Consider the following 10,107-nt stretch of genomic DNA (forward strand, 5'->3'; position numbering starts at 1 on the left):
GCGCCGGCGTGGATCGTCCCGCCGGTACGGGCAGTTCCTCGGCGGGCGGCAGCGTGAAGTCCGGCTCCGTGGGCGTCTGTACGGTCGCCGGCGCGGGAGCGGCCGCGGGGGGCGCCGGCGGTACCGGCGGAGGCGGAGGCGTTGCGGACGACCGTGAGCCGTTGCCCGTAACCACTGCCGCCGCCGTCAGATCGGCACCGCACACACCGCAGAAACGGTCCCCCTCCTCCAACGGCTCGGCGCAGCCCGGGCAGGCGGAGAGTCGGTCAAGCTGTGGCATCGTCACACCCACGTCCTGGGGCGGAAGCGGTTGGCCCGCTCCACCAGTTCGATCCTCTCGGTGCCGGACTGCGCGAGCCGGGCGAGCAGGCGGTACGAGCGTTCCAGCCCGTGTCGCAGACCTGTCTCCTCCAGCGGGCAGCCCAGCAGCGGCCCGCGCGGCTCGGGCGCGGGCCCGGGCGAAGCGAGGGGAAGCCCGTTCCGCCCCGCGAGGACCCAGTCCAGCGTGCTGCCCAGTACCTCGATGGTCAGCGCTTCCCGGCGCGGGGCGTCGAGTCCGGCGTCCCGCAGCCGCTCGATCTGCTGCGCCGCGGCGTACAGATCGTCGTGCAGCGGCTCGTGCGGTGCGCGTTGCCTGAGCCGCGCCCGGATGGCGGCCACGCGCGCCGCGGTGTAGTGGATGGACACCTCGGGCACCGACTCCAGCGCGGTCACCGCACCGTGCCGGTCACCTGCCGCCAGACGCACTCGCGCGAGGCCGAAGGCGGCGCTGACATAGGCGGGGTCGGTCGCCCAGACGAGCCGGTAGTACTCGGCGGCGTTGTCCAACTGCCCCAGCATCTCCGCGCAGACGCCAAGTGCCAGCTTCGGTGCGGGCTCGCCGGGAAACGCGTCGTAGACCGCGTCGAAGGCGAGCGCCGCCGTCTCCCGGTCGCCGGTGACGAGCGCCGCCATGCCGCGGTACCAGATGACCCGCCAGTCGTCGGAGTGCCGCGTCTCCAACTGCGCGAGGGCGTCGGCGGCGGCAGCCCGGTCCACGGTGGTGTCCAGCTCCAGACGCGCCCGCAGTTCGCGGAGCCGCCGCTCGACGGAGTCGGCGGGTGCGCCCTGCAGCGCGCTGATCAGCTCCGCCGGAGCGGAGGTCAGCAGACCCGCGAGGAAGCCCGCGTTGGGATCGCTCGCGTCGACGCGCGGCATGGGCAGCGCGAGGGCGGTGGCCCGTGCCTGCGGCAGGACGAGGCCCACGGGCTCGGCCGGTCTCCCCGCGGGCTTCGGCGGCGGGGCCGAGTGCGGCTCGACCTGCCCCGGCAGCGGCACGTGGGCGGGCGGGCTCCCGTACGGGACGTACTGGCCCGTCGCCTGTCCTTGCACAGGTACGGGCGCGGGCGCGGGCGCAGGTACGGGCACGGGCGCAGCCCCGTTCCCCGCAGCGCCCGGCGCCGGGGTGCCGCTCGACTGCGGTGCCAGCAGTTCGGTGTCCACCACGCGGAGTTCGGGCCCGAAGAGTGTCGACATCGCGGGCCGCGGGCGTCCCGTCTGCAGTGCGACGACCTCGCGCAGCACACCCGTCAGCTGCTCGGACATCTCCGCGGCCGAGGCGAAGCGGCGTTGCGGGTCGGGGTCGGTCGCGCGCATCAGGAAGCGGTAGAAGGATTCGTACCGCCCGAAGACGTCGATGTTCTCCGGCTCCGGGAGGCTGTCCACGAAGACGTTCGTGTAGCCCTGGAAGTCGAAGGTGAGCACCGCGAGCGTGCGCGCGACCGTGTAGAGGTCGGAGGCGACCGAGGCGCCCTCCTCGGCGACTTCGGGTGCCTGATAGCCGATCGTGCCGTAGATCGCGCTCTCGTAGTCGTCCATCCGCCGCACGGCGCCCATGTCGATGAGCTTGAGCTGATCGTCCTGCTGGATGGCGTTGTCGACCTTGAAGTCGCAGTAGAGCAGGTTCCTGCTGTGCAGGTGACCCATCGCCTCCAGCGCCTCCAGGCCGTACGCGCACGCCTGCTCGACGGGGAGCGGGTCCCGTCTGCCGGCCGGTGTGCGCCGCCCGTTGGCGATCTCCTTGAGCGACTTGCCGCCGACGTACTCCATGACGATGTAGCCGTCGAGGCTGCCGGTGCGCTCGTCGAGGTGTTCGACGAAGTTGTAGATGCGGACGATGTTGGAGTGCTCGATCTCCGCCAGGAAGCGCCGCTCGGAGATCGCGGCGGCCATGGCGTCTTCGTCACCTGTGTCCAGGAGACCCTTGAGCACCACCCAGCGGTCCGACACCGCCCGGTCGACGGCGAGATAGACCCAGCCGAGCCCGCCGTGCGCGAGACAGCCCGCGACCTCGTACTGCCCGTGCACCACGGCTCCCGTGCGCAGCTTGGGCACGAACGAATAGGGATGCCCGCACCGGGTGCAGAAGCCCTCCGTACGCCCCGGCCGGTCGCCGCGCGCACGTCCCACCGGCTCGCCGCAGTCACCGTTGCTGCAGAACCGCTTGCGCTCCGGCACTTCCGGGTTCTCCAGCACGACAGTGCCCGGATCGGCCTTCGGCACCTCCGGTACCGAGACCAGCCCCGCGCCGAGCCGGCCGCGGGCCGACCCGGCCGCCGTCGATCGTGAGCTGCGCACGGAGACGGCACGCGCGCTGCTCCGCCCGGACAGGTCACGGGAGAGGCGTCCGGAGACCGAACGCCGGGACGAGCGGGAGCGGGCCGAGGAACGAGCGGACCGGGCGGACCCGGAAGCCTGCGACGACGCCGAGCCGGAGGACGAGCCGGTGTCGCGCGCCGCGCTGGTGAGCCCGGTCGCTGTGGCGCCGAGCATGCCGCCCGGGGCGACGACGGGCGCCAGCCCGCACATGTCGCAGTACAGCTCCCCGCCGCCCATGTCCTCGTACGTGCCGTCACAGCCGGGCCGCTGGCACGGCTTGTTCAGCGCTGACGAGCCGGGCTTGCCCGGTGCGTCCGGTGCGTCGGGCGCACTCGGCGCACTCGGTCCACCCTGTGCCTCGTTCACGAATCCGCCATCCCCTCGGCCCGGGCCGAGTCGCTCTGCCGCGGCACCAGGACCTGCTGTGCCGCCTGCTGATAGCGCAGCACCGCGTCCTCCGCCGCCCGCAGGTCGCACGGCGCGCTCCACAGCATCCGGCGCGCCACGTCGTACCGCTCGATCAGCATCCGGTCCTCCGCCATGCCGTGCTGGGCCACCTTCGCCTTGTACGCGTCGAGACGTCCCCGCAGTTCCGCCCGTACGGCCAGCGGCGCCGTCACCGCGGAGAGCTGGGCGCGCGCCCGGTCCAGCTCGTCCTCCGCCCGCGGCTCCAGGCTCTCCAGCAGTGGTGAGAGGCGGTGCCACTCCCCGTGCCGCCGGTACTCGGCCGCGGCCGAGAGCTGTTCGTGCAGAGCGGTCGCCGGGCCGCTGACGGCCGGAACCTCCGATGCGGCGATCTTCGCCAGCACCTCCCCGCGCGCCTCACGCGCCTCGGCGAGCGTGCGGTCCGCGCGGGAGAGTACGTCCCGCAGCCTCATCAGCCGCTGTTCGGAGTCCTGGCGCACGTTGAGGACGGCGTCGATCTCGCGCCGGACGTCCTCCAGCGCGCGGGCCGCGCGGTCGTAACGCGAGGTTTCCGGCCGCCCGCCGCCCGGGGCGCTGCTGCCGCCCGCCGGGGTCCAGAAGGCGAGCGGGTCGGCGACCACTTCGGCGCGCAGCGAGGTGAGTTCGTCGGTGGTCCGTTCCAGGTCGTCACCGGAGGGGTGCTCCCCCGGACGTACGCCCACGGAGTGCGCGAGCGAACGCACGCGCCGCAACTCGGCCGCGAGCATGTCTATACGGGCCGGCAGCGCCGACCAGACCGAGTCGGCCGCCGCGACCACGTCCAGGGCCTGCGCGTACCAGCCGTTCATCCGCTCGACCAGCCCGCTCAGCGTCACCTCCTCGGTGAGCCGGGGGGCCTCGGAAGCACCGGCGCCACCGGCCGCCCCGGCGCCGCCGTCGAGCGCGCCGCCGGGCACGGTGCGCGGGTCCCGCAGCAGCCGGGTCAGCTCGGCGAGGTCCTCGCGACTGGGCCAGCGGCGCCGCTCACGCACCTCCTGCGCCTGCCGGAGGGCGGCGGCGTAGGTGTCGAAGGCGTTCCACAGCCGGGTGATGGCCGCCTCGGCCTGCGCCCACCGGTGCGCGGTGGTGCCGCTGAGCCGGGCGCCTTCCAGGAGGCGCCGGCCCGCGTGGTCCTGGAGCGCGAACAGGGACGACTCGACCGCTTCGTGCTCGGCGGTCAGCCGCTCCAGCGCACGGTCGACCTCCTCCCGGCTCATCACCGGCCCGGTGGGTCCCGCGGGCCCCATCGATCACCTCGCTGCTTCTGTCGTGGTCCGCTGTGCTCTGCGTGCTGCGTGCTCCGCCGTCAGTTCCGGTACTTCGGCTTCGGCGGCGAAGCCTTCCCCTCACCCTTGCCTATCTCGGCGGCGAGCCACTTGTCGTACGAGGTGCGCCACGCGCTGTCCGAGCCGCCCTCGCGGTAATCCTCCAGCACCTTGTTGACCCGGCGCACCAAGTCCTCGTCGGCCAGGTTCATCGCGACCCCGTAGGGCTCGACCGTCACCGGGTCGCCGATGAGTTCGACGGTCGGGTCCTGCGCGGCCTGTCCGGCCCCCAGGGCACTGTCGGTCAGCGTGGCATCCGCCTGGCCGAGCTGCATCCGCACCAGACAGTCCAGTTGGTTGGGGACCACGACCGACTCGGCTCCGAGCTTCCGGTACCTGCCCCTCTTCATCAGCGTCTGGGCCGTCGACCCCTGGGCGAAGCACAGGCGTTCGCCGCGCATGCTCGCGTCGAAGCCCTTGACGCGAGCGCGCTTCTTGGGCACGAGCAACTGCTGTCCGGCCTCGAAATAGGCGGTGGAGAAGGCGACGTCCTTGAGCCGTTCACAGTTGACGGTCATGGTGCGCACGACCATGTCGACATCGCCGCTGCGGATCGCGGGGATGCGCTGGTCGGTGGGAATGGTCTTGAACGTGATCGGCGGGTCCTCGCCGGGCGGGGTCTCGCCGAACAGGTCCTCGGCGATGGCGCGCACCAGGTCGATGTCGAAGCCCTCGATGTCGCCGGTGGCGGGGTCACGGTAGCCCCACAGATAGCTGTTCTGGTCGACGCCCACGACCAGTTGGCCCTTCTCCTTGATGCGCTTGACGGCGGCACCCGCGTCGCCGGAGGGCTTGAGGCTCTCGGCCGGGTCGTTGCCGTCCTCGCAGGTCTCCGGCCTGGGAGCGGCGGCGGGCCGGAGGGTCTGCTGTGCGGCAGCCGAACGGCCGGTGACGCGGGTACGGGCGTCCGTGTCGTGCGTTCCGTGGACCGGCAGCACGGCCGGGACCAGCACGGCGGCGACCACTGCGAGCCCACCGGCCGCGACGGCGAGCGGCTTGCCCTGCCGCGCGTACCGCGCGTGCCGGTGGTACCGCGCGCGCCTCCGCCGGTCCAGGCTCCGGTCTCCGTCCCGGCCGCGTTCCGTTCCGTCCGTCACCGTCTCCCCCGTCACCGGTACTCCGAGAGCCTGCGGCCGATGCCCAGTACGGCGGCGACGGCCCCGAGCAGTGCCAGCACCGCGCCGCCGATCGCCACAGTGCTGAGCGCGCTCAGCCCGAAGTCGGCCTTCCGTTCGAACTCGCTCTGCTCGTGCGCGCTGGCCTTGGCCAGGCCGGCGTCGACCTCGTCGAAGGCTTCGCCGGTGCTGCCACTCCCCTTGCCGCCGATCACCATGCCGACCGCCGTGCTGTAGTCCCCGCCGTCGTCCTTCTCCCGCGCCGCCTCATGCCGCTGGCGCCACTGCTCGACCGCGTTCATCGCCTCCCGCACCGGCTGCCGCCCCGCACGGTCGTCGGCGAGGTCGAAGGCGTGCGCCAGCGACCCGCTGTCCGACGCGCCGCCTCCGTCCGCTCCCGCGACCTGGCCCATCTGCTTCCGGTAGCTCTCCTCGTACGCGCTCCCGCCACCGCGCGCGACCAGCGTCATGTTCTCGTCCCCGCGCGCCTGGAGAGAGCCGATCCACGCCTCGTTGAGCACCCGCAGCGACTGCGCGCCCTTCTCGTCGGACTCGTTCAGGGCCGACCGCGCCATGGCGTGCGCGCCGGTCAGCCACATCAGTGCGACGAGGGCGGCGGCCGTGGCGCCGAGCAGCCCGAGGTTGAACACCCTGTTCGTACGGTGGTAGTTGCGCCGCTGGGCCCAGCCGAGCCCGCCGAGGGCGAGCAGCCCGGCGGCGATCGCGAACCACGGCCACGCCTGCGCGTCCGCGTAGTCCTCACCCAGGCGCGCCGTCTGCGCCGTGTAGAGCTTCTTGGCGGCGGGCAGCAGTTCGCCGCGCATCTCCTCGTTCGCATGGCGCAGATAGGCGCCGCCGAGCGGCAGCCCCTGCCGGTTGTTGGCGCGCGCCGACTCCACCAGAGCGGTGTAGCGGGGCAGTCCCTGGTTGAGTTTGATGATCTGCTTCTGCGCGGACGCCGAGCCCTTGGAGTTGGCCGCCGCCGAGGCCAGCAGCCGCGAGGCCTCGCTGATGTTCCTCTCGTACCGCTCGCGCATCGAGCGCGGCTGGTCACCGCCCGCGAGGAACCCGCTGGAGGCGGCCGTGTCGGCGTCGGCCAGCGAACGGTAGATGCTCGCCGCGTCCACGCTGAGCGGCTGGCTGTTCTCCACGACGGCGTCGGCGGCGCTCGTACGGTCCGCGAACTGCCATGCCGTCACGGCGCCGAACAGCACGATCAGCAGGGCCAGCAGGGCGCCTATGCCGCGCAGCCGGCCCGGCTCGGTCATCGCCGCGGCACGCAGTCTGTGCACGCCCTCGCTCCACGCACTGCGGTGCGGCGGCGGTGGCAGGGGCGGCGGTGCGGACGGCGGCGACGTCGCCGGTCGTGCGAGCGGCTGTGTCACAGCTCGGTACCCTCCCCCTTGGTCGCTGACGAACCCCCGCGCCCGTGCGTACGTTGTGCGATGCCCCGTCGCCACACGCGTGCGGTGTCCACCGCCAGAATATGTCCGTGGGAAGACCAACCACACCGTTTCGGCAGGGATCTTGTTCGGATCGGGATCTGTGCGGGAGGGTCCGTGCAGTCAAACCACCACACGCGTCCGGTCCGGGTGCGGTTCCGCAGCGATGGCACATCCTCCCAGCAGCCGTCACAGCGGCGCCGTCACAGCAGCAGCCACAGCCCCTTCGCCGCCGTGGTCACACCGCCGGCCAGAGCAAGGCCGAGTATGACGCGGCGGGTGCCCCTCTCGGGCGTACGTGCGGCGAGGAAGCCGCCCAGCACCATCCCCACCGCCATGGTCGCCGCGATCAGCAGCCAGGCGGGGCGGGCCAGGTGCGGAAGTCCCTTGGCGCCCACCGAGAGGAGGTTGACGAGGAGTCCGTAGAACTGGGCGTTGGGCACGAAGTCACGTGCCGTCCAGCCCTCGTTGACGGCGTAGACGGAGAGCGCGGGGCCGCCGACACCGGCGGAGGAGTTCATGAAGCCGCTGGCCGCACCCGCCGCGACGGCGCCGCCCGTACCGCGCAGGGCGGTCATCCGGACGCCGCGCAGGACGAGGATCACGGCCACCGTGATGAGCGAGCCGAGGCCGGTGAGCAGCACCGGCTCGGGCAGCCGCAGGGCGATCCAGGCGCCCAGCGGGACCGTGGCGGCCGCGGCCGCCACCAGCGGCACCATGGTGCGCAGGCGCACCTGCCGCCAGGTTGACGCGAGTCCGACCGCGCTGATGACGATTCCCGCGCAGTTGACGAGCGCGACGCCTTGCACCGGACCCATCAGCAGCATCAGACCGGGGGCGGCGAGAAGCCCGAAGCCGATCCCGGCCAGCCGCTGCACGGACGTGCCCAGCAGCACGATGCCGCCGAGCAGACAGAGAAAGGGCCAGCCGTGCATCCCCCGAGGCTACGTTCCTCCCAGCGGCCAGGTGTAGGGCCCCTGCGGGTCGTCGAGCCACGCCCACTGCTCGGCGTCCCGGATGGTCACCCCGTAGCGCTCCCGCGGTGGCCGTCCCGCGGCACGCCAGAGGTCGTAGACATCGTGCGGCTCCATCGATCCCCCGGTCAGACCGAAGAGGAAGTGGAAGGAGTCCTGGCGCCGTGCGTGCCGGGGTACCTCATGGGGCGACGAGGACCGTACGGGCACCGTGCCGCCGCCGCGCAGCGGCACGAAGAAGGCCGGAGTACCGAGGAAGCGGCCGGTGGCGTGCCGCTGGTCGGCGACCCGCAGGGTGAGCAGACCGGTGCCGACGGGCGCCAGGACGAGCGCACCCGGCACACACTGCGCGATCCAGGCGGCGGGCACGGACGACAGGGCGCAGGTGGCGATGACGCGGTCGTAGGGCGCGTACGCGGGAGCACCGCGCGCACCGTCCCCGGTGACCACCCGCGGCCGGTATCCCGCGGCGGCCAGGTGCTCGCGGGCTGCGCTGGTGATGTCGGGATCGAGGTCGATGGTGGTGACCTGCCCGTCGCCCAGACGGTGCGCGAGCAGGGCCGCGTTGTAGCCGGTTCCGGCGCCGATCTCCAGCACGCGCGCCCCCTCGCGTACCTCCAGCGCCTCCAACATGCGGGCCATCAGGGAGGGCTGGCTGCTGGAGGAGACCAGTTCGCCGTCGCGTACCCGGGTGGCCAGCGGCACATCGTCGTACACCCCGGCCAGCCAGCGCTCCCGGCGCCCGGGATCAGGATCGTCCCGCCAGAGCCGCTCCTGACCGCCGTCGGACGCGGTGACGTAGTAGTACGGCACGAACAGCTCGCGGGGCACCGCCGAGAAGGCGGCACGCCAGGCGGGGTCGGCGAGCGCGCCGCCCGCCAGGAGCTGCCGTACGAGGTCCGACGCAGCAGGCATGCCTCCACTGTGCTGCGCGGGGGCGGAAGACGCGAGGGCGGCGGGGGCGGCGGCCCCGTCCGGGGCATCTGCGACGATGGAGGAGTGATGGAGATTCCGCGCGGCAGCTTGCAGACGCAGACCTTCTACGAGCAGGTCGGCGGCGAGGACACCTTCCGACGGCTCGTGCACCGCTTCTATCAGGGCGTCGCCGACGATCCGGTGCTGCGCCCGATGTATCCGGAGGAGGATCTCGGCCCGGCCGAGGAGCGGCTCACTCTGTTCCTCATCCAGTACTGGGGCGGCCCCCGTACCTACAGCGACGACCGCGGCCATCCCCGGCTGCGCATGCGGCACGCCCCGTTCAAGGTCGACCGTGCCGCTCATGACGCCTGGCTCGCCCACATGCGGGACGCCGTGGAGAGCCTGGAGCTCGCTCCCGAGCACGAGCGTCAGCTCTGGGACTACCTCGTCTACGCTGCCGCCTCCATGGTCAACTCCCCGGACTGACGGGACTGACCGGACTGACCGGGCGCGGGCGCCACACCGGAGTCACGGCGGCGCCACCGGAGTCACACCGGCGTGACGCTCAGGCCGGGGCCGCGGTCGCCGCCCTGGCGAACCACCACCGAACCGGCGGGTGCGCGCAGCCGCAGCCAGGGGCCGGCCTTCAGCAGTCCCAGCGGCTCCGTGCCGCCCAGGAAACCCAGTGCGTGCGCGGCGTGCACGGCGCGCAGCGGCAGCTCGGTCCGGCCCAGCGGCCGCGACCAGATCTCCTCGGCGAGCGCGTCCAGCCTCTCGCGGGTGCGGGCCGCCGGGGTCAGCCGCTCCGCCCGTTCGCGGAACTCCGCCACGGCCGCGACAGCGACCGCGCGGACCGCGTCCGGCGGTGCCTCGGCGAACGCCTGCCAGCCGCCACGCGGCGGCAGCACTCCGGTCCACGGCGGCCCGGTCACCGGACCGGGCACTGTGACGGTTTCCGTCGGCTCCTCGACACCCTCCAGGAGTTCACCAGCGGAGACGGTGACGTCCAGTTCCGCCGCGGCCGTGCCCGGTGTGCTGCCCGTCGAGCCCGGAGTGCCCGGCGGCCCCAGCAGCCGGCCGGTCCGTACCACCACCACCTCGAACCGGGCGGGCTTGGCGAAGACTCCGGCCACGCCGCCGCCGGCCTGGATGCGGACGGCGGCGTTCTTCTCCCAGCGCAGCAGCCGGCCCAGGAAGGCGGCGAGCCCCGCCGCCTCTCCCGGGTCAGCGAATTCGAGGCGCTGCCGCACTG

The 10,107-nt window shown here is 73.0% G+C and carries 8 protein-coding genes and 1 pseudogene; 1 reads left to right on the top strand and 8 read right to left on the bottom strand.

The features are described 5' to 3' along the window. The 7 genes and pseudogenes from ACRDP3_RS09695 to ACRDP3_RS09725 form a co-directional block, all read right to left on the bottom strand. Window positions 1-280, bottom strand: a pseudogene (locus ACRDP3_RS09695) (serine/threonine-protein phosphatase); the annotation flags it as partial. A 2-nt stretch (window positions 281-282) separates the two neighbouring features. Next, window positions 283-2,874 (bottom strand): tetratricopeptide repeat protein, encoded by a 2,592-nt coding sequence (locus ACRDP3_RS09700; RefSeq protein ID WP_431516469.1) that lies wholly within the window; start codon window positions 2,872-2,874, stop codon window positions 283-285. Window positions 2,875-2,999: 125 nt separating this feature from the next. Next, the gene (locus tag ACRDP3_RS09705) at window positions 3,000-4,328 is read right to left on the bottom strand and encodes a hypothetical protein (RefSeq protein ID WP_431516462.1); all 1,329 of its coding nucleotides are present in this window, start codon (window positions 4,326-4,328) and stop codon (window positions 3,000-3,002) included. Between the two features lie 59 nt (window positions 4,329-4,387). Further along, window positions 4,388-5,503: a glutamate ABC transporter substrate-binding protein gene (locus ACRDP3_RS09710; RefSeq protein WP_431516463.1), complete on the bottom strand. Its 1,116-nt coding sequence runs from the start codon at window positions 5,501-5,503 to the stop codon at window positions 4,388-4,390. A gap of 11 nt (window positions 5,504-5,514) precedes the next feature. Further along, on the bottom strand, window positions 5,515-6,813 hold the full coding sequence (locus ACRDP3_RS09715; protein ID WP_431516464.1) for a hypothetical protein: 1,299 nt from the start codon (window positions 6,811-6,813) through the stop codon (window positions 5,515-5,517). A 353-nt stretch (window positions 6,814-7,166) separates the two neighbouring features. After that, window positions 7,167-7,898: a TSUP family transporter gene (locus ACRDP3_RS09720; protein ID WP_431516465.1), complete on the bottom strand. Its 732-nt coding sequence runs from the start codon at window positions 7,896-7,898 to the stop codon at window positions 7,167-7,169. Between the two features lie 9 nt (window positions 7,899-7,907). Beyond that, window positions 7,908-8,852: a methyltransferase domain-containing protein gene (locus tag ACRDP3_RS09725; RefSeq protein ID WP_431516466.1), complete on the bottom strand. Its 945-nt coding sequence runs from the start codon at window positions 8,850-8,852 to the stop codon at window positions 7,908-7,910. An 87-nt stretch (window positions 8,853-8,939) separates the two neighbouring features. Here ACRDP3_RS09725 and ACRDP3_RS09730 point away from each other — a divergent pair, with 87 nt between their 5' ends. Next, entirely contained in the window at window positions 8,940-9,341 is a 402-nt protein-coding gene (locus tag ACRDP3_RS09730; RefSeq protein WP_431516467.1) for a globin, read from the top strand. 62 nt (window positions 9,342-9,403) lie between these two features. Here the strand turns inward: ACRDP3_RS09730 and ACRDP3_RS09735 are convergent, their stop codons facing one another. After that, window positions 9,404-10,105 (bottom strand): hypothetical protein, encoded by a 702-nt coding sequence (locus tag ACRDP3_RS09735; RefSeq protein WP_431516468.1) that lies wholly within the window; start codon window positions 10,103-10,105, stop codon window positions 9,404-9,406. Between the last annotated feature and the right edge of the window lie 2 nt (window positions 10,106-10,107).

Source organism: Streptomyces sp. (assembly GCF_050698815.1).
Taxonomy (GTDB): Bacteria; Actinomycetota; Actinomycetes; order Streptomycetales; family Streptomycetaceae; genus Streptomyces.

Coding starts and splice junctions, on each gene's coding strand:
- ACRDP3_RS09730 (WP_431516467.1), top strand. CDS start 8,940: ATGGAGATTCCGCGCGGCAGCTTGCAGACGCAGACCTTCTACGAGCAG.
- ACRDP3_RS09700 (WP_431516469.1), bottom strand. CDS start 2,874: ATGGGCGGCGGGGAGCTGTACTGCGACATGTGCGGGCTGGCGCCCGTC.
- ACRDP3_RS09705 (WP_431516462.1), bottom strand. CDS start 4,328: ATGGGGCCCGCGGGACCCACCGGGCCGGTGATGAGCCGGGAGGAGGTC.
- ACRDP3_RS09720 (WP_431516465.1), bottom strand. CDS start 7,898: ATGCACGGCTGGCCCTTTCTCTGTCTGCTCGGCGGCATCGTGCTGCTG.
- ACRDP3_RS09725 (WP_431516466.1), bottom strand. CDS start 8,852: ATGCCTGCTGCGTCGGACCTCGTACGGCAGCTCCTGGCGGGCGGCGCG.